The organism is Streptomyces sp. NPDC045955 (genome assembly GCF_056430805.1).
In genome coordinates, this window is record NZ_JBWKKY010000035.1 from 1 (window position 1) to 20496 (window position 20496).

The following is a 20496-nucleotide window of genomic DNA, read 5'->3' on the forward strand; positions in this document are numbered from 1 at the left end:
ACATGTGCTCTTCCGATCCCCCGCGGAGCGGGTACCCCATCGCTGCGCGATGGGCAAGCGAACCACCGTGCTGCGCACGGTGGTTGCGCTCACGCTCCGCGTGAGCGCTGGCGGGAGGCTGCGCCTCCCGCTCAACCTCGGTGCTGCGCACCGAGGTTGATAGTCCGTCCGCTGCGCTCCCGGACTGGCGGGACTGTGTCCCGCTGCCAGGCTTCCGCTTCGCTCCAGCCTGGCCGGCGGGTCCGCTGCGCTCCCCCGCCTGACGGTCCCTCCGGCTGCGCCTCCAGGACCTTTCGGCCCGCTGGCGCGGACCAGCTGGCTACAGGCGGGGGTGGGTCCTGCCTGGCGTTTTGCGATGGTGACGGGCTGTCACCATCGCAAAACAAGGGTCAGCGTCTGCGGGACCAACCGGTCCCGACCCCCGGCCATATGCAGAGCCAGATACATCAGCGGTCCAGGTCGCGCGTCGTGCGGCCCGAGGCTGCAGCAAAAAGGGGAAGGCGAACACGGTACGCGTACGTCTGGTCCGGTCACGCTTGGTCTCGCGGCCCGGTCCGTCCCTCGAAATCGCGTCGCACTCCCGCCCCTTGGTCGTCGACCAGATCTGCCTCGTCGGGGAAGCCCAGAACGGTGCCGCAGTGCTTGCATAGCCTCCCGTCTTCGGCCGACGTGCCACACGCTTTGCAGAACCGGTTGCCCATCTCGTCCTCAGTCTTCTGTGTCATGGCGCTCCAAGGCAGGCGGACCATGAGAGAAATGGAGTACTCATCGGCTCAGTGCTGATTCGCCAGGGCTGATGCTGGTTCACGAAGAAGCGTGCTTCGTTTTAAGGATGCGATAGACTCTGGAATCAGGTGGCTCCAGGTCTGTGGCATCAGGAGGCGCTCCCAGCGTGATCTTCCGTTCTGGATCAGGAAGGTGGGCCTGGTTTCTCGACGAAGGGGACGCAGTCCATCTTGCCTTGTCTGGATGCGCCTTCGCTCCTCGCTATGTGCAGCCCTTCGTTCAGCTTGCAGGAGAAGGCAGACTGAAATGGCGATGAAAAACCTCCGTCCCCACCAGCGGGAAGCCGTGGACGCGGTACTCCGGGCACTCGAATTGCCTGCACGATCGGCTGTGCCTCCGCGGGGGCTCCGCACTCAGGTGATCATGGCGACCGGGACTGGCAAGACCCTCGTGGCCGCCCGGAGCGCCGAGGAGCTCCGGGCGGGCCGAGTGCTGGTGCTCGTGCCCTCCCTCGACCTGCTTGCCCAGAGCGAGGCCGCGTGGCGCGAGGGAGGCCGCACCGGGCCGATGATCGGGGTCTCCTCCCTGCGAGGTGAGGAGGTGTCCTTCTCCAACACCACGGACGTGGACGAGTTGGTCGACTGGGTGCGGCGGCCGTTCGACCGCGTCACCGTGTTCGCCACGTACGCTTCGCTCGGGCTGGGCACGCTGGAGCGCGCACACAAGGCCAGCCTTCCGGGGTGGGACCTGATCGTCGTGGACGAGGCCCACCGGGTTTCGGGCCGGATCGGGAAGCCCTGGGCAGTCGTCCACGACAACACCCGCATCCCCGCCCTGCGCCGCCTCTACATGACCGCCACCCCCCGGCTGTGGCAGCTGGACGAGGACGCCGGCCAGGGCGCGCCGGGTGAGCTGGTGGCGAGCATGGAGGACGACCCGGATGGGCCGTTCGGCAGCAGGGCGTTCACGTTGACGCTCTCGGAGGCCATCGACAGGGGAATTTGTGCTCCCTACCAGGTGGTGTGCGTGGACATCACCGACACCCAGCTCCAGGCCGCCCAGCTCCTGGGCGAGGACGCGAGCTCCGAGCAGGTGCGCGGGGCGCGACTCGCCGCCCTGCAGACCGCCTTGGTGAAGGCGTCGGCCGAGGAAGGCTTCCGCCGCACGCTCGTCTTCCACCATGTCGTCAAGGAGGCCGAGGCGTTCGCGGCCGGCCTTCCCGATGTCGCCGCGCAGCTGCACGCCGCCGACCCTGAGCTGTACCCCAGGAGGATCTGGGCCAACTGGCTGTGCGGCGATCACAGGCCGGGGTACCGCAGGCGGGTGCTGGACGAGTTCGCCGAGGGGATCGCCACGGACGGCACCGTCGTGGAGAAGGGCTATCTGGGATCCGTGAAAGTCCTGGGCGAAGGCGTAGACACCCGCAACTGTGACTCCGTGTACTTCGCGGACGTGCGCGGCTCCATGCCCGACCTGGTCCAGGCCGTCGGCCGAGCACTGCGCATGCAGCCCGGCGAAGGCAAGACCGCCTCCCTCGTCGTGCCGGTCCTGCTCGGGCCGGGCGAGACGACGGACAACATGCTCACCTCACGGGCGTACGGCGGCCTCGCGAAGCTGCTGGAAGCGCTCAGAGCGCACGACACCCGGGTCGTGGAACAGCTCGCCGAGCAACAGGCACAGAGCCGTGTCCGAGGCGTTCAAAGCCGCAGCGGAGAGGAAGGCGAGGGGGCCGAGAGCGACCGAAGCGACTTGCTGTCGGTGCCAGCCCGGCAGTTGCTGAAGTTCAGCACACCGCGCGACCCCGCGCAGCTGGCCGCGTTCATCAACCTGCGCGTCCTCAACCCCGAACACCAACACTGGCGACGCGGCATCGAAGCCGCCACCATCTACCACCGGCTCCACGGCAACCTGCGCGTGCCGTTCACGTACCGCGTCCCCGGCCGCGCCGACCAGGAGGCCGAAGCCGAGGGGTGGCCAGCCTCGCTCGCCGCGTTTCCACTGGGGCAATGGACCGCCGACGCCCGCCGCTTCTACGCCCGCGGGGACATGGACGAAGACCGCGTCCAGCAGCTGGAGAAGCTGGGCATGGTCTGGTCGCACTTCGACGTCGCGTGGGAAGAAGGCCTGGCCGCCGCCCGGGGGTGGGCCGCCGAACACGGGCATCTCCTGGCGCCGCTGGACGCCACCTACCAGGGCTACCGGGTAGGGATATTTCTGAAGAACGCCAGGGCCGCCGCGCGGAAGGCCGCGGAGATCGAGCAGCGGCGTGCCGAGGGTCTGCCGGTTCAGTCGTCAGCCGGCGCCTTGTTGGAGGAGCGCCGCGAGCAGCTGGAGGAGATCGACCCGTCATGGTGCCCGGCCTGGCCGGTGGAATGGCAGCGCTGCTTCCACCTGACCCGGCTACACCTGGAGGAGGGCGGCGAGCTGCCCACCGAGCCGGGCGTCGTCGTACGCCAGGGCGAGGACCTCGGACGATGGGTGCGCTCGGTCCGGCTCGGCTGGGACAAACTCACCACCGTCCAGCAGTGGATGCTGGAGCACATCCTCGGCGTCCAACCCGCCACCCAGAACGAGAAACCCAAGCCGCGCACCTCGCAGGCAGACAAATGGGCCCTCAACTACGCCGCCGCCCGCCAGTACTACGAGCGCGAGGGGCACCTTCGCGTACCCCGCAAGCACATCGAACGGATCGCCGTCACCAGCGGGGACAGGGACGCGAGCGGCCGCGAGGACCAGGAGGAACGGGAGCTCCGCCTCGGGGCATGGATCGGGAATCAGCGGAGCAGGGCCGCGACGCTGTCACCGGAGCGCATCGAGCAGCTGTCCGCCATCGGCATGCGCTGGACCTAGAGGTTCTGCCGCGCGGCTGCCCAGGCGTCAGCGGCCTTCTGGTTTGGTAAGCGAGAGCGGACAACGTTTGTCGACGGTTTCGGACAGCATTTTGGCGATCAACGCCGCAGAAATGTTGACGAGAACCGACAACGCTTTGGCCGCCTGCCAGGACGTCCTTGTCAGCCACGCCGGCACGTGGGGGCTGGCATACCCGCTGCCGCTGCGAGAGGCTGACCCATCACGGGTTGATCTTCAGCACACGGAGGCTACGAGCTCATGGCAGCATCAGGGAACCAGCTCTTACCAGCAGCAGGTGCATACAAGATCGATCAGGCGGCATCAACGATCCGCTTCGACACACGCGCCATGTTCGGGCTGCTCCCAGTCCGAGGTACCTTCGCCATCGGTAATGGCCGCATTACTGTGGCGGACCCGGCAGACGAGTCGTTGGTGCACGTCGTAATAGAGGCAGGAAGCTTCGAGTCGGGCAATCAGCAGCGTGACGACCACGTCAGGTCCTCTGACTACCTGGACGTGGCTCGGTATCCCGAGATCGGCTTCCGGAGCCAGCGTGTGGAGCGATCCGACGCTGATGCCATTTTGCACGGCGAGTTGACTGTCTGCGGGGTGACTCGGCCGATCGCCGTCACACTCGCCACGGTTGCCCACGAGGGCAAGCGGATGACGGCGAGCGGCACTACCACGATCGACCGGTACTCCTTCGGCATCACCAAGGCCAAGGGCATGACGGGCCGGCATCTCAAGATCACTTTGGAAGTCGTCGCGCTCTGCTGAACCGATCATGGTGCTACGCAGCGCACGGACCAGCGTGACAATGATGAGGTCAGCCTGCGGCGTCCTGCGCTCGGGCCGCCCTGGTGCTGGCGAGCCGGTAGGACTCCGTGCCGGTCCCGATGATGTTCCCGCCGAAGGTGAGGCGGTCGACGATGGCCGCGCAGAGCCGCGGGTCGGTGAACGTCCTGGTCCACCCGCCGAACGATTCGTTGGAGGCGATAGCGACGCTGTTCTTCTCCTCGCGTTCGGTGAGCACCTGGAACAGCAGCTCAGCGCCCCTGCGGTCCAGCTCCATGTAGCCGAGTTCGTCTATGCAGAGGAGATCGACGCGCCCCAAGCGGGCGATGGTTTTGGTGAGGACCTTTTCGTCCGCGGCCTCGACCAGCTCGTTGACCAGTTTGGTGGCGAGTGTGTAGCGGACCCGGAAGCCGGCCATGGCGGCCTCGGTGCCGAGCGCGATCAGCAGGTGGGACTTGCCCGTGCCGGAGTCGCCGATGAGGCAGAGCGGCAGGCCCTTCTTGACCCATTCGCAGGTCGCCAGGGTGTGGATGACCGCGGCGTCGATGCTCCCGTTGGCCTCGAAGTCAAAGGTCCGCAGCGACTTCTCCCGCGGGAACTGTGCCGCCTTGATGCGTCGTTCGGAGCGTCGCCGGGCCCGGTCGTCACACTCGGCCATCAGTAGTTCGGCGAGGAAGCCGCGATAGGACATCTGGTCGCGGGCGGCGGCTTCGGCCAGGTCGGGGAACTGGGCCCGGATGGTGCAGCCGGAGCATGCGGCATGCCTGGTCGACGGCGGCGTCGGCGGCCTGTTCGGTCAGCCCGCGGTGGCGTTTGAGGGTCACGGCATCTCTCCCTGGATGGCGGGGCGATCGGCCGGCTGCCGGGCTCGCAGCAGCTGGTCGTAGGCCGCGACCAAGGGCGGCGGCCGGGTGTCGGGCGGCAGCTGGGCCAGCCGCCGTTCAGTCAGCGAGGTCACGTTCGTCCAGTCCGGCTTGGCCGGGACAAGATCCGCGACCTCGTCGGCTTCGGCTGCCTTCCGTGCCTCCAGGGCGACGGCGTCCGCGGTCAGGGCGCCGGCCCTGAGTGCGGAGGCAAGCCCGGCGACCAGGTGTTCGTGGGATACGTGGCGGCCCATCAGCAGGACCTCGATCAGGGCCCGGTGCCGTCCCGTTCGCCGTGGGCAGCCTTCGCTGCCTGCCACCACGCGTCATGGACGGGCGTGAACTTCCCTGCGGAACGGGCCTGTTCAAGGGCGGTGGCCCCGGGAAACGCTCCGGGCTTGCGGACCAGGGCTTCCAGGTAGTGGTCCAGATCCAGCCGGGCCTGCCCCTGGGCGATCAGCCGTTCGTGACGGGCGACCTCCAGCTGACCGTCGTAGACCACCAGCTCAGAGGCGTGAAGCATGGCCCGAACAGTCCGCCCGATCAGCCGCACCGGCACTGAGTAGCGGTTGGTGCGGACGCTGATCTGACTGAAGCGGTCCGCCCGCAGGCTGAACAGCCTCGCGGTCTCGAAGGGTTCGTCCGGTAAGCGTTGCAGCAACGGCCGTTCGACGGCCAGGCGCTCAAGCCGCTCGTGCGCGGCATCCCGCCGATCCGCTCCCGGCGCGGACCGCGCAGACGACGGCCCGCCAAGCTGCATGCCGACAAGGGCTATGACTACGACGACCTGCGCCGATGGCTCCGCAAGCGCGGCATCCGGCACCGCATCGCCCGCAAGGGCATCGAGTCCTCCACCCGGCTGGGCCGGCACCGCTGGACGATCGAGCGCACGATGTCCTGGCTGGGCGGCTGCCGCCGTCTGCACCGCCGCTACGAACGCAAGGCCGAACACTTCCTGGCCTTCACTGCCATCGCCTGCAGCCTCATCTGCTACCGCAGAATCGCCAAATGAGACGACGTCTAAAGCGGCTGCAGACGGCGACATCCTGCCCCCTTGCGGATCAGCGTCACCAGATCGGGGCGCGCGGACGCCGCCGGGGGCCGATGCCCCGCTATAGACATCATTCTCCGCTGCCCGGAATGTACCCCGCAGGTGACCTTTTGCGTACGTGGCCGAATAGGCCCTGACATTATGGCCGGGTGTAACGCGGCGGCGAATACCGGGCGCTGTAGAGGGAGGAAACATACCCGTCAGAGCGGATTCCCCATGCACAACACCGGCCCGGCTTCCGGATATCAGACCTACGACCAGCCCCCAGCGTCCGACCGCTCCGCCCGCAACCAGGCCGCCGCACGCAGAACGGCCCTCACCATCTGCACGATCGCCGACACCGCGGCCGGTCTGCTGGGCCTGTGGATCGTGCTCTACCTGCTCGACGCCAACCAGGCGAACCCCTTGGTCGAATTCGTGCACGGAGCGGCGGACTGGCTGTCCGGCTGGGCCCAAGACATTTTCACCATGGACACAGAGGGGCTACGCATCGTCCTTAACTATGGACTTCCGGCCGCGATTTATCTGCTGATCGGTCACGGAATCGCCGTACGGATCAACCGAGCCTGATGTGACGTGAACGTGGCGCTTCTGTGGTGCCTCGCGACAGCCGAGCGCCGTGTCGGCACCACTGCTGCGGAAAGTGCCCGACATGGAAAGGCCAGCACGGTGACAGACAGTCCGAATAAGGGGGATCACCCGCCGATCTACGAGGACCTGGTGCGCGAACGAGGAGACGCCGTGGCAGACGCTCAGTCGGCTGCCGAGCACGCGCAGCACAAGGTCGCCCAGCTGCTGGGCAGCCACCCGCTGGACCAGCCGCATCCCCCGGGTGTGACAGATGAGACCAACGGTGCGCTGTAGCAAGTGGGTCGCAAGATCGACCCCGTGACGCCCGCTTTCCCCCCGTGAGCGGGTCTCGTGCTGGGGCGGGCAGGCACATCCCCCCCGTTACCTGCCCGGTCCCAGCACACACCCATGTCCTCACGTTCCGGGTTCGCTGAACTCATACCCACACAGCCGGGCCATGCGACCAGAGGATGGACGAGCAAGACGTGGTGTGCCCTCCTGACGCCTGGCTGGGCTGAGCACACACGCTCACGCTGCTCGGCCAGCGGGTGGTGAACCTTTCAGACTTGCCCACTCACTCGTGCCGATCTCGCGGGCTCGTGGTCGCGCGGCTGCTCGCCGCAGCCGAATGACCACGGCGGCGCGGGCGGGCTGCGCGAGCGGCCTCGGTGCCGCCGCCGTGGTCCGCCCGACGCCCCGGAGGCAGCCCGTCAGCCCAGGCTCGACGGGACGATGCCGTAACGGCGCATCTTGCGGTACATCGTGGCGCGAGAGATACCGAGGTCCTGCGCGGTGCGCTGGACGTTGGAGTTGTGGTCCATCAATCCGCGCAGGATGGCGTCGCGTTCCAGCGCCTCGATGGTGGTCAGGACCCTGTGCGAGGCCACCCGGCATTCCGGCGGGAGGTCTTCGGCACGGATCATCGGGTCGGCGAGCCGCCGCGCCAGCCCGCGCATCACCGACTCGAGCTGCCGGACGTTCTCCGGCCAGGGGCATCGCTGCAGCATGGTCAGGGCATCCGGGGCGAGCCCGCTCTCACCGCTCGGCCGGTACTTGCGCAGGAAGAACCGCGCCAGGTGCTCGATGTCGGCGGGGCGACGGCGCAGGGGCGGCACCTCCACCAGGGCACCGCAGAGCTGGTCGAGCTGGTCATCGGTGCTGACCATCGAGGGCTGGCTGGTCAGGACCAGTTGCCCGTCGGCGGTGCCGTCCAGGTGCGTCAGGAGGTTCCTCAGCCGCTGCCGCAGCTGGTCGCCCAGCAGGTGAACGTCGCGCACGACGACCATGTTGGACGGCACGGCGAGCAGCTCTCCGATGTCGTGCAGCCAGGCCTCGGTGACGGCCGGCGCATCGGACAGCGGAGGCTGCGTCATCTCCAGTCGGCGTCCGGCGCCGTGGGCCCGGTGCAGGGCCTCGACCAGCGTCCTTTTGCCGGCACCGGCCTCGCCCAGGAGGTGTAGTGACGTCCCGGCGACGAACGCCGCCCGGCTGTCGGCGACCGCGCGCAGCCAGTTCGGGGACGAGCCGACCAGTGCCAGGCCGGACCGGGCGGGCGCGGCGGAGACCGCGGGTCCCGGCTGCGGGCGTCCGATCAGCCGGACTCTGAAGACGGCGCCCGCGTCGCTGTCCTCGCGCCGGCAACGACTGACCCTGAGTTCGGCGACCCGTCCGGAGGGAAGGGCGAGGCTGCGCGTCCCCTCCGTGCGGGGGCTGTCGGCGATCTCGCGGGCGTGATCGAGCAGCGCGTAGTGATCCGGGCCGGTCACCGCCGTGCTGAGCTGTTCGTTCATCATGACGACATCGCGGTTGAGGGCCAGCACGGGCCCCGGACGCACCGCAGAGCACGCCTCTATGTAGTCATGGAACAGGGCCCGCTCGCGCCGCGAGGTGATCGCCGCGATCTCACCCTCGATCTGGGCCGCGACCGAGCGGGCGAAGGCCATCAGCATGCCGTCGGAGCCCTGACGGATGGTGGTGAGGTTGAAGGCCCCCAGCAGCGTGCGCCGGGTGGGATGCAGGATCGGTACGGCCGCGCAGTGGAAGTCCCGCAGCGCCTCGACGTAGTGCTCCATTCCGGCGATCATCACGGGACGGCCGCTGGCCAGCGCGGTCCCGATGCCGTTGGTGCCCACGTAGCGCTCGGCGAACACATGGCCCGGGGCCAGCCGCACACGGTTGAGGTTCGTCGTCAGCCCTTCGTGGGAGACCTTCCGGGAGAGCACCACCCCGTTCCGGTCCGTGATCATCATGGACACCGGGTCGTCGGCGAGCTGCTCGTGCAGCCGGTCCAGGATCGGCAGCGCCGCCCTGGCGAGGGGGCTGTCGAGATTGGGGTTGTCCAGGTACGGGGCGTCGAGGCTGCCCGACTTCACCTTGTGCTCCAACGAGCGCTGCCACGAGGCCACCACGAGCGGCCGGGCGCTGGGGTCCTTGGTGACTTCCAGGTAGAGCTCTCTGGCGGCTCTCAGCGAGCTTCCTGGCTGGTGGCGGGGCATTAACACTCCCGTACTGCGCTCGTCACGTTCCCTCAATGCAGTGATTGGACCAGCCCGACGGCGTGGCGCCTACGGCGTGTATCACATTGAGACATCCACGGACGATTTCTGAGACATCGGCCTGCGAACGGCGGCCTGTGTAATCGGCGCACCACCCACCCGCCGACTCGCAGGGAGCCGCCATGAAAGCCGTGCAGGTCATCGAGTACGACGAGCCGCCCGCGCTCGTGGACGTGCCCGATCCGCAGATCACCGGCCCGCTCGATGTGATCGTGAAGATCGGGGGCGCCGGAGTGTGCCGGACCGATCTGCACATCCTCGAAGGGCAGTGGAAGGACAAGAGCGGAGTCACTCTGCCGTACACGATCGGCCACGAGAACGCCGGCTGGGTCGCGGAGGTCGGCCAGTCCGTGACCCATGTCAAGGTCGGTGACCCGGTCATCCTGCATCCGCTGGTGACGTGCGGTCTGTGCCGCGCCTGCCGGGCCGGAGACGACGTGCACTGCATGAACTCGGCCTTCCCCGGCATCGACACCCACGGCGGCTACGCCGAGTACCTGAAGACGACCGCCCGCTCGGTGGTGCCCCTCGCCCCGTCCTTGGAACCGGCCTCGGTGGCGGACGAGGTGGGTGCGGCAGCCGTCGTTGCGCTGACGGCCAGGGCGGCCATGGCGGCAGGGAAGAGGAGGCGTATCCGATGGCGTGCGGTGGTGGTCATGATGGCTCTCGCATGTCTGGTCAGTGGGACGCGTGTCAGTCGGTGCAGGTGGTGCCGGGAGCGGGCAGCGCGCGGGTGGTGAGGTAGCGGTTCGTGGCGTCGCGCACGCACTGCGAGAGCAGGAACATGCTGTAGTCGTCGCCTTCACGGCTGAGGACGACGCTGCCGGGCAGCTGAGCCGCCATGGCGAAACCCGCGCTGTGCGGAGCGAGAGCCTGATGGGTCGACTGCAGGACGAGCGCGGGCGGCGCCCCGTGTACAGGGGCGCCGCCCGCCACGGGGTGGGCGGGGACAGGCCAGCCGAGGCAGCCGGTGAGCGCGGTCCATGAGCGCACGGCACCACCCAGGTGCGGGGAGATCCGCGCCAGGTCCTTGCGCAACCGGGTGAGCTGGTCGAACGTGGTCACCGGGCGCGCGGTGTCCAGGCAGGCGGGGACCTGGACCTGGACGGGGTCGAGGGTGTCGTCGGGTTCGTAGGTGAAGTCGGTGGCGTCGTCGGCCTGGGCCTTGACCACGGCCCGGGCGAGGGCGGGCCAGGTGACGCCGGAGAGGGTCAGGTAGTCCTGGGTGGCGCTGCGGATGTCCTCGCCGGTCAGTGGTCGGCCGCCGCCGGCGGTGGGGATCGGGCTGCGGTCGGCGCGTGCGACGAGGGCGTCGTACTCGGCTGCGGCGTCCTTGCCGTGCAGGGCGCAGTCCGTCGAGGTGGCGCACCATGTGGTGAAGCGGCGGAACGCCTCTTCCGCTGTGGCTGCTTCCCTGCGGATTCGCTCGGCGGGAGCGGTGGTGTCGTCCAGCGCCGTGTCGAGGACCATGGTGCGCAGTCGGCCGGGGTAGAGGTCAGCGTAGGTACGCCCGAGCAGCGTGCTGTAGTGGATGCCGTACCAGTTGAGCTGCCTCTCGCCGAGACCGGTTCTCACGGCTTCGAAGTCCCGCGCGGTGCTGGTCAGGTCGACGTGGGCAACCAGGGGGCCGTTGCGGCGCAGGCAGTCCTTCGCGAAGGCGCGGTTGTGGGCCACGAGCCTGTCGAACTGCGCCTGGTTGCGCGGGAAGTGGCTGACGCCGACGGGCTTGAGGGGCGTGGTGCAGCGGATCGGCGTGCTGTGGCCCACTCCGCGCGGGTCGACGGCGACCAGGTCGAAGTTCCGGCTCATGTCGCCGGCGAACGACGGGAAGCCGATCCGCATCGCCAGCCGGAGCTGTTCGATCGACGACCCGCCCGCGCCGTCGTTGAGCAGCAGCGTGCCCTGGCGACGGGCCTGGTCGTCGGCGGGGCGGCGGACCAGGGCGAGGGTGAGGCTGCCCGCGGGCGGGTGGGTGTAGTCGACCGGGACCCGCAGCGTGCCGCACTGCATGCCCTCGAACTCCGCGTCGGAGCAGGCGCTCCAGCTGATCCGGCTCGCGGGGGTGGTCGGCTGGGCGCGAGCGGGGGCGGCGACCGCCGGGGTGGCGAGGGTGGCCGTGGCGACGACGGCGGCGGTGAAGGCGCGCCGGGCATACGTGTGGAGTCTGGACATGGCGGGGATCTCCTGAACGTCTTCGCGCCGTGACGGCGCAGAGGAGGTGCGGGGACGGTGAGGCGGGTGTTCGCCGGTTTCTGCGTGGATCGTCAGGCGTGCAGGACGATCTTTCCGGCGACGGTGCCGGACTCGGCCAGCCGCATCGCCTCGGCGGCCTGGGTCAGGGGCAGCTCGGCGGCGATCTGGGCGGTGATCTCACCGCGCCTCAGCGCTTCGAACACCTCGGTGAGGTCGGCGCGCAGCCGGGCCTGGAAGCGGCTGCGGCTCAGGGCCCGGCCGGCCCAGACGTTGAAGAAGTAGGCGCGGCGGCGGTTGGGTAGGGCATTCCACAGCCACACCCGGCCCAGCAGCTTGAGGACGGGCCACTGCTTGGAACCCTCGTCGTCGCGGGTGGAGGCGCTGCCGTAGGAGACGAGCGTGCCGCCGGGCGCGAGCAGGTTCCATGAGTCGACGATGCTGCGGCCGCCGACGTGGTCGAAGACGGCGTCCACGCCGAGCGGGGCGAGTTCACGGACGCGGGCGGGGATGTTTTCGGTGCGGTAGTCGACCGGGGTCACTCCTCGTTCCCGTAGCGCGGAGTGGTGGCGCGCGGAGGCGGTGCCGATCACCTTCGCGCCGGCGGCCTGGGCGAGCTGGACCAGGACGGAGCCGACTCCCCCGTTGGCGCCGTGCACCAGGACGGTCTGCCCGGCGCGGACGCGGGCCTTGCGGTGCAGCATCTGCCAGGCGGTGATGCCGTTGATCACCACGGTCTCTGCCTCCGCCGCGCCGATCCCGTCAGGGACCGGCACCACGTCGGCGGCGTCGACGACCACGTGGCTGGCCCAGCCGCCGACCTTCAGCAGCGCGGCCACGCGGGTGCCGACGAGACCGGGACCGACACTTTCGCCGGTCGCCACAACGGTGCCGACCAGGTCGTAGCCGGGGACGAACGGGAAGGGCGGCTGGTCGTAGTAACGACCGCGGCGCATCTGCTGCTCGGCGAACGAGACACCGGTGGCTTCCATACGGACGACGACCTGGCCCGGACCGGCGGTCGGAACGGCCCCCTGGCGCACCTGCAGGCCCTCCGGCTCGACCTTGCCCGGCAGCACGACCTCGATCATTTCTCCGGCGTTCATGACGACCTCCCTCTACTCTCATCAGCACGGTTAGTGGTTGGCGCTTTCGTTAGAAGTTATAACTGTCCACCGGAGTGACAGTCAAGAGCGTTCGTAATAGGCTCTAACTCCGAGCGGTGGGCAGAGCAGCTCCGCCCGGCTCCCAGGAGCCGGCGCCCAGATGAGTGAAGGGACGAGCACGTGACCGTCGCGGGCAAGGAGACCCCACGCGAGCGCTACCGGGCCCAACTGCGGGCCGAGATCAAGGAACGCGCCTGGGAGCAGATCGCCGCCGCCGGGGCGCCGGGGCTGTCCCTCAACGCCATCGCCAAGCAGATGGGCATGAGCGGCCCCGCCCTCTACCGGTACTTCGCCAGCCGCGACGAACTGATCACCGAACTGATCCGCGATGCCTACCGCAGCCTCGCCGACACCATCCGCGCCGCCGCCGCGTCGGGTGCGGACCTGGCCGGACTGGGACACGCCCTGCGCGCCTGGGCACTGGACGACCCCCAGCGCTACTTCCTCATCTACGGCACACCCGTCCCCGGCTACCACGCACCCGACGACGTCACCGCGATCGCCTCAGAGATCATGGACGCCCTCCTCGACGCCGCCCAGCCGGCCGGTACAGCCGCGGACACCCCGGACGCCGGCCACCCCGACACCCCCCTGGAAGCCCACCTCGCCGAACACCGGCAGTGGGCCGCCGACCACCCCGCACCGCCAGCCGCCCTGCGCCGCGCCCTGCGCTTCTGGACCCGCCTGCACGGCATCCTCTCCCTGGAACTGGCAGGCCACTTCACCGGCATGGGCCTCGACCCGGCCCAGCTGTACGAAAACGAACTACGCCACCTGACCCAGTAGCCCACCCCATTGAGGGCCCCACGATCGCGGTGATCCACCCGGCATACGACAGCTGCCCTCTGGCCTGCAAGATCCCGTACAAGGTGCGTGAGACGACCGAGACGATCGTCGGCGCGGTCACCGGCTCCCTGGCCGCTCCCAGCAGTCTGCTGTTCGGCAGGTACGACGATGACGGCCGCCTGCAGTACACCGGCCGCACCACCACCCTCGCCCGGGCGGCGAGCGCCACGGTCGCCGGGCTGCTCGCTCCTGCACGGCGCGGTCATCGGTGGACGGGCTGGTCGTTCTCCGCCGGGTGGGGCAGCCGGGACACGCTGGACGTCACACTGGTGGAACCGGAGCTGGCGGTGGAAGTCGGCGTCGACGTCCCCCGTGACGCTTCAGGCCGGTGGCGCCACCCCACACGCCTGCACCGTGCCCGCCCCGACCTCTCCCCCGCCGACGTTCCCCGTCGGACGTCGCCGCCGCACTGACGGCGGCGCGGGCGCGGCCGTCTCATCAGGTGTGTCCTGCGTTCCACCGCCCTGCGGCCGCACCTTCGACGGTGGAATCAGCGGCTTCGCGATCTCCCCCAACCCGTCCGGAACAATCCAACTCCACGTACCCCGCCCCATGAACAGCCCAACGAGCGATCACCACATAGGACACCGTCTTAGGTCGGATGCCCTCGGCTTCCAGAACGGCGGCAACCTCGCGGTAGGACAGTTCGTCCACATCACGGAGCTGGCGGCACAAGCGGCCGGCCTGCTCCATCTCCTCCTCGGTCAGCTCCTTCTTGTGGGCCTGCCAGCCGTACGGCGGGGCGCCGTACGCGTACTGGCTCGGTCTAGCTCAGGAGCACCTGTCGGCGCTCAGCCGTTGTCCGGAGTGTCGTCAGCGCGTCGATGAGTTCGGCCCTGGGCGTCCAGGCCAAGCACATGCCGTCCTTGGCACTGATGCGTAGCAGCCACGGCCAGAGCTGCATTCGCACGTGCCGCAGGTTGTCCGGGAGGAGCAGACGTGTGCCGGAGCTCAGCGCCTGGCGCAGCCACTGAGATGGGAACGCAGCTTTGGCCTGTTCGGCCAGCCCTCGTAGGGTGGCGGCCAGCGGATCCAGGGCAGCCATCTGTGTACGCAACCCGGCTAGGAGGGTCTGCGATGGCATCCCAGCGCTCCGGATAGTTGCGAGCGGGTCGATGTGAGCCGCGAACTTGGGTAGCTGTGCCCGGAGCACCGACGCCGGACCGGTCACCCGGGCCATCTCAGCAAGCTGAGACCGGAACCCCACGAACGGATCGATGCGACCTATCCTCGTCAGGCCAGCGAGAGTGTTGGGACTGACTGTTACCCCGCCCTCACTTGCATCACGAGGCGCCCCTGATGACGACGTGGGCTCGTCTTCGGGTTCCTGGGCCTCTTCGGGCTCATGCGGTTCGACCATGCTCACAGGATTACGTATCGGACTGACAGCAAGGTGGAGTCGCGTCGCTGCGGCAATGAGACGCCCGGCGCTCACGCATCGCGAGCTTCCGCCTCGCCCGGGCTCATTGGGGCAGCCGATGGGCGCGCCGCAAAGTGGGAATATTGCCGGGAGCGATATCCGACGACCTTCTACAACCCGGCGCGTAGTTGTGCGAGGACTGCAGCAAGCTCCGGTTCTGCGGTGAGATCAAGGGGGAGCACGTCGCCGGCTTGTCCTCGTCGATGCAGCATCGCATCGGATGCGAGGAGGAGCTCGGCGAGAGGATCCACCTGGTTCCAGCGGAGGGTGGCCAGCCGCTCTCGATGGAACCGGCCGACGTAGATCGCGGCGAGGTAGTCCTCCGGATTGTGTGTATCCGGGTCCTGCCGGACGACCAGGATGGTCACCTCCTTGATGCTGGGCGCCGCCGCGAGGGTCTCCTTGACGGTTGCCAGGACGGTGGAGGCCAGCGAGCGTACATAGAGGTTGTTCCGCTCGGCTTTCGTGCGTTTGTGCAGGGTCGGCTTACCAGATGGGGTGGTCGCCTGCTTGCGCTCCGGCACCATGGTCCATGGTGGGAAACTGACGACCACCGTTGCCGTCGTGCCGGTGCTGTCGATGGGGGCCGCTGGGGAGATGTTGTCCTCAAAGGCGGCTTCCAGGGCCGCGATGACGGTGGCCGGGTCGCCGCTGGTCAGTTGGGCCCATTCCGCCTCGAGGGCAGCTTGGGCCGCCGCGTGCTCGTGGGCCCGACGTGTCATCTCCTCCTGGAGTGCTGCGGGGAGCCGCTCGTCGGCCTGCCTGCGCGCGGTGAATCGGTCCCACGACTTCCACCGCGGAATGTGCTCGAGCGCCTGCCTGCGCAGCATGCGGCGCAGGACTTTGGGATCGACTGGCGTTGGTGCCGGCAGCACGGGGGCAGCAGCGGGGATAAATTCCTCCAGGTGTGCGGAGACCAGGGCCTGCTCCACTCGCCCGACCGTTTCGTATTCGGCGGCTTTCTCTGCGGCCCGTGCCTGGCGCTCCAGCGTGGTCAGTGATGTGCGGGGTGTGCGGCTACGTGAGCGGCCCCCGAGGCTGGTGCCGTAGGTGAAGGGTCCAGCGCCGGTGGAGAAGCCTGCCCTGCCTGCGCCGACGTGCAGCCGGGCGGCCCGCGGCCCCATGCTGGTGCGGATTCCGCGGGAGGAGGCGCTCACACGAAGCCCAGGTGTGATCTTGATGGAAAGGCCCATGGTTCAGCCTTCCGTGGTCTAGTTGCTCTCGCAGCCGATGCCGTCGCCGTCGCGGTCGAGACGGTGTGGGTCGCCGGGCCCGACCGGGACAGGTCCGTCAAGGTCGGAGCAGTCCAGGTCGGGTGGAGGTGCTGGGAGGTAGGAGTCCTGCGGAGCGGTCGTCTCCGGAGTGGCGGGGGGCTCCGGAGTCTCTGTCTCCTTGTTGCAGGCGGCCCACAGCCCTGCCCCAGTGCCCTTGGCGTCGCTGCCGGCCTGGGAGATCGTCTGCCAGTACTTGTCGTTGGGCTGGTAGAGAACAGCTTCGGCGTGCCCGGTGCTCACCAGGGAGTGGTTCACGAACTCTTCTTGGTCGTTCCAGACGTACAGCAGGTAGCGGTCGTACGGGTCTTTGAGGTCCTTGTCGCGTTCGATGCGCACGCTGGAGCCCACGGGCAGTAGTTCCGCGATACGGGCTGTCGATTCATCGCTGTAGCAGGTCCCCACCTCGGGAGCGTCGATTTCCAAGAGACGGACTGTGGATGTCTGGCCCTTGGGAAGGATTCCGCCGTCGCCGCGGACTTCGATGGTGTCACCGTCGACGATGCGATCGACCACATGGCCAGAGACGCTCGGACTCTCGGTGGCTGGAGGAGAATCGCTCGGGGGCCCTGTTTCGGGGTCTTCCGTGTCCGCCCTTCCCCCCTGCGGGGCGGGTTCGTTCGGCGGGGAGGTCTCCTCGGAGGCCTCGCTGGCCGGAGGCGGCTCGGCTTCTCCACCGCCTCCGCCGGAGGACCCGATTGCTGCGGCAATGATGATGAGAATGAGCGTCGCACCGATCCCCAGGAGGATTTTGGTGAGGCGATGCATCTTCTTCGGGGCAGAGGAGGCGGCCTCGCCCCACTGAGGCACATGCGGATCCTGCGGCATGGAAGTGTCCTAATAGCAATGCATATGTATCGCTAACCATAGAATCGAGCAAATCAATACACAAGGTGCATATGTAATGGCATTCCTTGGTAGAGAGGCCACAACGGGGCCGTTGCCTGGAAGGCCTGTACGTGGAGGCACCCTGCCGCTGAGCGGCAGGACTCAATGTGCCGGGCCCCGGGACCTCTTCTCTCTCCCCCCGGGCCCGTGGTGTGGCGGGATCAGGTCAAACCGAAGGCTTCGATCCGCTCGTCGAGGACCAGGGTGTGGCCGGGCTTGCGAGTGGCCACCCGCGTCCGCGCTCACACCTCACGGACCGGTGCTGCAGAAGCTGGGCGACAGTCGCGGCCCGTCCGGCGGGTGTGCTGCACACGCCGGACTGCGAAGAGGCGCCGCAGGGCGCGTCGCTGCTCGATCTGCACCATGCCCTGGACCTCGCGGAGAGCCCGGCGACGCGACTGTGCACGCTCTGCGGAGCCGGGCAGGAGCTGACGCCTCTCCTGCGCGGCTTTGAACACATCACCGACTCCGCCCCGGCGACTCCTAGACCCCCGGCCGGCGCGCCGTCGGCGAACCGGGCACGGCCTCCAGGTGCGTCAAGCGCCCGCGACTGCGACCGTATGGGTGAAGGGCTGGTCCACACGAGCTACACCCGGGAGGGAGCCAGCCATGATCACGGCGCACCCTTCGCTCCTGCGGGAGCTGGTCGAACGATGCGAAACACTCAGACACCGCCTGGCCGCCGAAAACAGCGCTGAGACCGCCCGCCAGCTTGAGGACGCCACCTACACACTGTGTGTGACCACCGGCACCCGGCCAGCTGGACACAGCACTGTTTGTCGCCCGTCGACAACTTGCCGAGGCCATGAGACGAGAACAGCCCCTCCGCCACTGAAAGCCGCGCTGGCCGCGGCCTGAAGATACGCGGCATATTGCCAGACACACCGAGACCCACGCCCGGCCCGCGAACCGCCCGCTCCCACCCCGTTCAGTGACCGATTCAACCTGGGCCCGCTGTAAATCTGCCTGACCCCTTCACAGTCCGCGCCCCGTGAAGCGATTGCCTGTTCAGGCGGCGTACTAGGAGGTGAGGACCGCGACGTATTCGACGAGCATGGGGTGGCCGGGGCGGGTCTGCGGCGTGGGAGTGGGGTGCCCGGCCAGAGCGTTGGGGAAGCCGCCGCCGATGGCGAGGTTCAGCAGGAGGAAGTGACCCTGAGCGGTGGCCGCCTGCCACGTGGCCGGGTCGATCTGTGTGGAGCTGACGGTGTGGCAGCGCCGTCCGTCCACGTACCAGTGCAGCCGCTCGGTGGAGGTGCGGCGGTCCCACTCGAGGGTGTAGGTGTGGAAGACGCCGGTGCAGCGGGCCCGGGGGCAGGTGGTGCTGGCGGCCAGGCCGGTGCTCTCGTTGCACGGCCCTGCGCTGGGTGTGCCGCAGTGCATCACGCCCCAGACGCGGTTCAGGCCGTTGGCGTTCTCCATGATGTCGAACTCGCCGGACCTCGGGGAGGGCACGCCCGCCCGGTACGAGGCGCCCAGAGTCCAGAAGGCCGGCCAGTACCCTTCGGCTGCCGCGCCGGTGACGGCGGGCAGCTGGATGCGGGCCTGGATCCGCATGCGCCCGCCCGCCGGAGGCCTGAAGTCGCTGCGGCGCGTCTCGATGCGCCCGGAAGACCACCGCCCCGCCGAATCCCGCAGCGGGGTGATGCGCAGGTTGCCCCGGCCGTCGTGGCTGACGTTGGCCGGGTCGGCGGTGTAGGTCTGCACCTCCCCGGTACCCCAGTTGGGCGGACCGCCGGGGTACCCGGTGCCGACATCAATGATCCATTCATCGGCATCGGGCAGGCTCCCCGCGCGCCCGTTGAAGCCGTCAGCCCACTGAAGCCTCCACCCGTGGGTGGCCGACGCGGGAGTGCCACCGGCTGCCAGCGGGGCCAGGGCCGCGCACAGAGCGGTCAGCGCAGCCGCGCACGGCGGTTACGCAAAGGCCTTCTCATCGGGCTGCACCTCGCTGGTAATGGTCGACGGACTCCGCGCCCAGAAGGCTTTTGCACCATATGCAGCGTGATGCCCTGACGCTCTACGACACGACAGGTGAGTGTGCGGATCCCTGCATCGGCGGGCCGCGCCGCCCTCTGTACGGCACTCCAGCGGGAGCGGGCCGCCGACGCGGTGGTCCGCTCCTACTCACCACTCATCCCGCGCCGGCCAGTGCGGACCCTGCGGCGAGCGGGAGGGCTGAGTCGCGCCTGGGAGGAAGCGTCCGGACTGTATGTGGCACCACGGCCAGGCGTCGGCGGCTGCGCCCGCAGCAAAGCCGACTCGACACGCCGCCACACCTGCCTGACTCACGTGGAAAATGATGGTTTGTCACTAGAGTTCTCATGATGCTCTCGGCGATGGGAACGGAATGACCCCGACGCATGTTCTGTTGATCGAGGACGACCGGGATGTCGGTGCCTTGCTGCAGCGGCATCTGTCCACGCTGGGCTGCCGGGTGACCGTGACCGAAACCGGGGAGCAGGGCTTGGAGGCGGCGTTCGCCGATCCTCCGCAGATCGTGATCATCGACATTCTGCTGCCGGACATCGACGGCCGAGAGGTCGTGCGCCGGCTGCGTGCGGATGAGCGGACCCGCAGGTGCCACCTGGTCGTCTCCTCCATTCTCGACGCCGAGGACTTGGTGGATATGGCGACGGAGTTGCTCGCCAAGCCGTTCGGGCGGGCGTCGGTGACCCGGATGGTCGACTCCTACCAGGACTCCGAGCGGCGGGAGGAGTAGTGGCCTGCGTTCTGATCGCGGACGACGAAGCGGACCTGCGGGAGCTGGTGACCTACAAGCTGTCCAGGAACGGCCATGAGGTGACTGCCGTGGCCGACGGCGTGGCGGCGCTGCAGGCGGTACGCGAGCAGAAGGTGGATGTGGTGCTGCTGGACGTCATCATGCCCGGGATGACCGGCCTGGAGGTCCTGCTGAGACTGCGCGCCGATCCCGCGACCGCGCAGCTTCCGGTCATCCTGCTCACTGCCCGCTCCCAGGAGACAGACGTGGAAGGCGGCTTCGCCAAGGGAGCTGATGGCTACATCACCAAACCGTTCAGCCTGGGGGAACTGGCAAGCCGGGTGCAGGCAGTCCTGTCCCGGACCCAACATTGATTCCCGGCGGAACTCCGTGGCTGATCCCCGTGATGCCGGCGGGCTGCCAGAACTTCGTAGCCGCTGTCCCTGTACGCCCTCCATCTTCAGCTCAGGTGGTGAGCCGGCCGCCAACTGCGTGCCTGCGTAAGGCATCGCAGAGGCGGGGGAGATGGCCTCGGGGCTCGACACCGCCATTTCAGGCAGCACCAGGGAGGAGAACCGTTCGT

General features: G+C 68.5%; 20 protein-coding genes and 3 pseudogenes. 12 read left to right on the forward strand and 11 right to left on the reverse strand.

Annotation, left to right across the window (positions count from 1 at the left end; genetic code table 11):
* Positions 1 to 1032: 1032 nt before the first annotated feature.
* Both AC07F0_RS38525 and AC07F0_RS38530 read left to right on the forward strand, forming a co-directional pair.
* Positions 1033 to 3576 (forward strand): helicase associated domain-containing protein, encoded by a 2544-nt coding sequence (locus tag AC07F0_RS38525; RefSeq protein ID WP_478984862.1) that lies wholly within the window; start codon positions 1033 to 1035, stop codon positions 3574 to 3576.
* Between the two features lie 258 nt (positions 3577 to 3834).
* Complete coding sequence (locus tag AC07F0_RS38530; RefSeq protein ID WP_478984864.1) at positions 3835 to 4353, forward strand: YceI family protein; 519 nt, start codon at positions 3835 to 3837, stop codon at positions 4351 to 4353.
* 49 nt (positions 4354 to 4402) lie between these two features.
* Here the strand turns inward: AC07F0_RS38530 and istB are convergent.
* The 3 genes and pseudogenes from istB to AC07F0_RS38545 all read right to left on the reverse strand — a co-directional run bounded on the left by istB (position 4403) and on the right by AC07F0_RS38545 (position 5994).
* Positions 4403 to 5195, reverse strand: a pseudogene (gene istB, locus AC07F0_RS38535) (IS21-like element helper ATPase IstB).
* Complete coding sequence (locus AC07F0_RS38540) at positions 5192 to 5488, reverse strand: hypothetical protein (RefSeq protein WP_478984865.1); 297 nt, start codon at positions 5486 to 5488, stop codon at positions 5192 to 5194. The pseudogene istB and the gene AC07F0_RS38540 overlap by 4 nt, the downstream one beginning before the upstream one ends.
* 14 nt (positions 5489 to 5502) lie before the next feature.
* Entirely contained in the window at positions 5503 to 5994 is a 492-nt protein-coding gene (locus tag AC07F0_RS38545) for a Mu transposase domain-containing protein (RefSeq protein WP_478984867.1), read from the reverse strand.
* Here AC07F0_RS38545 and AC07F0_RS38550 point away from each other — a divergent pair.
* The 3 genes and pseudogenes from AC07F0_RS38550 to AC07F0_RS38560 form a co-directional block, all read left to right on the forward strand.
* Positions 5905 to 6246, forward strand: a pseudogene (locus AC07F0_RS38550) (transposase); the annotation flags it as partial. The gene AC07F0_RS38545 and the pseudogene AC07F0_RS38550 sit on opposite strands and share 90 nt — an antisense overlap.
* Positions 6247 to 6501: 255 nt before the next feature.
* Positions 6502 to 6855, forward strand: coding sequence for a hypothetical protein (locus AC07F0_RS38555; protein WP_478984868.1), 354 nt, complete (start codon positions 6502 to 6504; stop codon positions 6853 to 6855).
* Positions 6856 to 7026: 171 nt separating this feature from the next.
* Entirely contained in the window at positions 7027 to 7149 is a 123-nt protein-coding gene (locus AC07F0_RS38560; RefSeq protein WP_478984870.1) for a hypothetical protein, read from the forward strand.
* A 416-nt stretch (positions 7150 to 7565) separates the two neighbouring features.
* Here the strand turns inward: AC07F0_RS38560 and AC07F0_RS38565 are convergent, their stop codons facing one another.
* Positions 7566 to 9350: a sigma-54-dependent Fis family transcriptional regulator gene (locus AC07F0_RS38565; RefSeq protein WP_478984871.1), complete on the reverse strand. Its 1785-nt coding sequence runs from the start codon at positions 9348 to 9350 to the stop codon at positions 7566 to 7568.
* A gap of 182 nt (positions 9351 to 9532) precedes the next feature.
* On the opposite strand from AC07F0_RS38565, the gene AC07F0_RS38570 reads away from it, so the two are divergent.
* Positions 9533 to 10150: an alcohol dehydrogenase catalytic domain-containing protein gene (locus tag AC07F0_RS38570; RefSeq protein ID WP_478984872.1), complete on the forward strand. Its 618-nt coding sequence runs from the start codon at positions 9533 to 9535 to the stop codon at positions 10148 to 10150.
* On the opposite strand, the gene AC07F0_RS38575 is transcribed toward AC07F0_RS38570, so the two are convergent.
* The gene (locus AC07F0_RS38575) at positions 10104 to 11582 is read right to left on the reverse strand and encodes an alpha/beta fold hydrolase (RefSeq protein WP_478984873.1); all 1479 of its coding nucleotides are present in this window, start codon (positions 11580 to 11582) and stop codon (positions 10104 to 10106) included. The genes AC07F0_RS38570 and AC07F0_RS38575 overlap by 47 nt on opposite strands.
* A 92-nt stretch (positions 11583 to 11674) precedes the next feature.
* The gene (locus tag AC07F0_RS38580) at positions 11675 to 12706 is read right to left on the reverse strand and encodes a medium chain dehydrogenase/reductase family protein (protein ID WP_478984874.1); all 1032 of its coding nucleotides are present in this window, start codon (positions 12704 to 12706) and stop codon (positions 11675 to 11677) included.
* Between the two features lie 180 nt (positions 12707 to 12886).
* Between AC07F0_RS38580 and AC07F0_RS38585 the strand changes: the two genes are divergently transcribed.
* A complete protein-coding gene (locus tag AC07F0_RS38585; RefSeq protein WP_478984876.1) occupies positions 12887 to 13552 on the forward strand; it encodes a TetR/AcrR family transcriptional regulator in 666 nt (221 codons plus the stop codon).
* A 29-nt stretch (positions 13553 to 13581) separates the two neighbouring features.
* Positions 13582 to 14025, forward strand: a complete 444-nt coding sequence (locus AC07F0_RS38590) for a hypothetical protein (RefSeq protein WP_478984945.1) — start codon at positions 13582 to 13584, stop codon at positions 14023 to 14025.
* Positions 14026 to 14043: 18 nt separating this feature from the next.
* On the opposite strand, the pseudogene AC07F0_RS38595 reads toward AC07F0_RS38590, so the two are convergent.
* From AC07F0_RS38595 to AC07F0_RS38610, 4 genes and pseudogenes are all read right to left on the reverse strand, one after another.
* Positions 14044 to 14166 (reverse strand): annotated as a pseudogene (locus tag AC07F0_RS38595) (IS5/IS1182 family transposase); the annotation flags it as partial.
* A 212-nt stretch (positions 14167 to 14378) separates the two neighbouring features.
* Positions 14379 to 14657, reverse strand: coding sequence for a hypothetical protein (locus AC07F0_RS38600; protein WP_478984878.1), 279 nt, complete (start codon positions 14655 to 14657; stop codon positions 14379 to 14381).
* A gap of 485 nt (positions 14658 to 15142) precedes the next feature.
* Positions 15143 to 16225 (reverse strand): DUF4236 domain-containing protein, encoded by a 1083-nt coding sequence (locus AC07F0_RS38605; protein WP_478984880.1) that lies wholly within the window; start codon positions 16223 to 16225, stop codon positions 15143 to 15145.
* An 18-nt stretch (positions 16226 to 16243) separates the two neighbouring features.
* On the reverse strand, positions 16244 to 17131 hold the full coding sequence (locus tag AC07F0_RS38610; protein ID WP_478984882.1) for a thermonuclease family protein: 888 nt from the start codon (positions 17129 to 17131) through the stop codon (positions 16244 to 16246).
* 362 nt (positions 17132 to 17493) lie between these two features.
* Here AC07F0_RS38610 and AC07F0_RS38615 point away from each other — a divergent pair, with 362 nt between their 5' ends.
* Positions 17494 to 17889 carry a DUF6233 domain-containing protein gene (locus tag AC07F0_RS38615; RefSeq protein ID WP_478984884.1) on the forward strand — a complete coding sequence of 132 codons (396 nt, stop codon included), beginning with the start codon at positions 17494 to 17496 and terminating at the stop codon, positions 17887 to 17889.
* Positions 17801 to 18049 carry a DUF5133 domain-containing protein gene (locus AC07F0_RS38620; RefSeq protein WP_478984885.1) on the forward strand — a complete coding sequence of 83 codons (249 nt, stop codon included), beginning with the start codon at positions 17801 to 17803 and terminating at the stop codon, positions 18047 to 18049. Before AC07F0_RS38615 ends, AC07F0_RS38620 begins: the two co-directional genes overlap by 89 nt.
* Before the next feature lie 162 nt (positions 18050 to 18211).
* Here the strand turns inward: AC07F0_RS38620 and AC07F0_RS38625 are convergent, their stop codons facing one another.
* Complete coding sequence (locus tag AC07F0_RS38625) at positions 18212 to 18898, reverse strand: family 16 glycosylhydrolase (protein WP_478984886.1); 687 nt, start codon at positions 18896 to 18898, stop codon at positions 18212 to 18214.
* Between the two features lie 643 nt (positions 18899 to 19541).
* Here AC07F0_RS38625 and AC07F0_RS38630 point away from each other — a divergent pair.
* Complete coding sequence (locus AC07F0_RS38630; protein ID WP_478984888.1) at positions 19542 to 19913, forward strand: response regulator; 372 nt, start codon at positions 19542 to 19544, stop codon at positions 19911 to 19913.
* Positions 19913 to 20287, forward strand: coding sequence for a response regulator transcription factor (locus tag AC07F0_RS38635; RefSeq protein ID WP_478984890.1), 375 nt, complete (start codon positions 19913 to 19915; stop codon positions 20285 to 20287). The genes AC07F0_RS38630 and AC07F0_RS38635 overlap by 1 nt, the downstream gene beginning before the upstream one ends.
* Positions 20288 to 20496 lie beyond the last annotated feature (209 nt).

What these genes read in the sequence shown, in the direction of transcription:
- AC07F0_RS38525 (WP_478984862.1), top strand. Translation starts at nt 1,033, where the DNA reads ATGGCGATGAAAAACCTCCGTCCCCACCAGCGGGAAGCCGTGGACGCG.
- AC07F0_RS38530 (WP_478984864.1), top strand. Translation starts at nt 3,835, where the DNA reads ATGGCAGCATCAGGGAACCAGCTCTTACCAGCAGCAGGTGCATACAAG.
- AC07F0_RS38540 (WP_478984865.1), bottom strand. Translation starts at nt 5,488, where the DNA reads ATGGGCCGCCACGTATCCCACGAACACCTGGTCGCCGGGCTTGCCTCC.
- AC07F0_RS38545 (WP_478984867.1), bottom strand. Translation starts at nt 5,994, where the DNA reads ATGCAGCTTGGCGGGCCGTCGTCTGCGCGGTCCGCGCCGGGAGCGGAT.
- AC07F0_RS38555 (WP_478984868.1), top strand. Translation starts at nt 6,502, where the DNA reads ATGCACAACACCGGCCCGGCTTCCGGATATCAGACCTACGACCAGCCC.
- AC07F0_RS38565 (WP_478984871.1), bottom strand. Translation starts at nt 9,350, where the DNA reads ATGCCCCGCCACCAGCCAGGAAGCTCGCTGAGAGCCGCCAGAGAGCTC.
- AC07F0_RS38570 (WP_478984872.1), top strand. Translation starts at nt 9,533, where the DNA reads ATGAAAGCCGTGCAGGTCATCGAGTACGACGAGCCGCCCGCGCTCGTG.
- AC07F0_RS38575 (WP_478984873.1), bottom strand. Translation starts at nt 11,582, where the DNA reads ATGTCCAGACTCCACACGTATGCCCGGCGCGCCTTCACCGCCGCCGTC.
- AC07F0_RS38580 (WP_478984874.1), bottom strand. Translation starts at nt 12,706, where the DNA reads ATGAACGCCGGAGAAATGATCGAGGTCGTGCTGCCGGGCAAGGTCGAG.
- AC07F0_RS38600 (WP_478984878.1), bottom strand. Translation starts at nt 14,657, where the DNA reads ATGGCTGCCCTGGATCCGCTGGCCGCCACCCTACGAGGGCTGGCCGAA.
- AC07F0_RS38605 (WP_478984880.1), bottom strand. Translation starts at nt 16,225, where the DNA reads ATGGGCCTTTCCATCAAGATCACACCTGGGCTTCGTGTGAGCGCCTCC.
- AC07F0_RS38610 (WP_478984882.1), bottom strand. Translation starts at nt 17,131, where the DNA reads ATGCCGCAGGATCCGCATGTGCCTCAGTGGGGCGAGGCCGCCTCCTCT.
- AC07F0_RS38620 (WP_478984885.1), top strand. Translation starts at nt 17,801, where the DNA reads ATGATCACGGCGCACCCTTCGCTCCTGCGGGAGCTGGTCGAACGATGC.
- AC07F0_RS38630 (WP_478984888.1), top strand. Translation starts at nt 19,542, where the DNA reads ATGACCCCGACGCATGTTCTGTTGATCGAGGACGACCGGGATGTCGGT.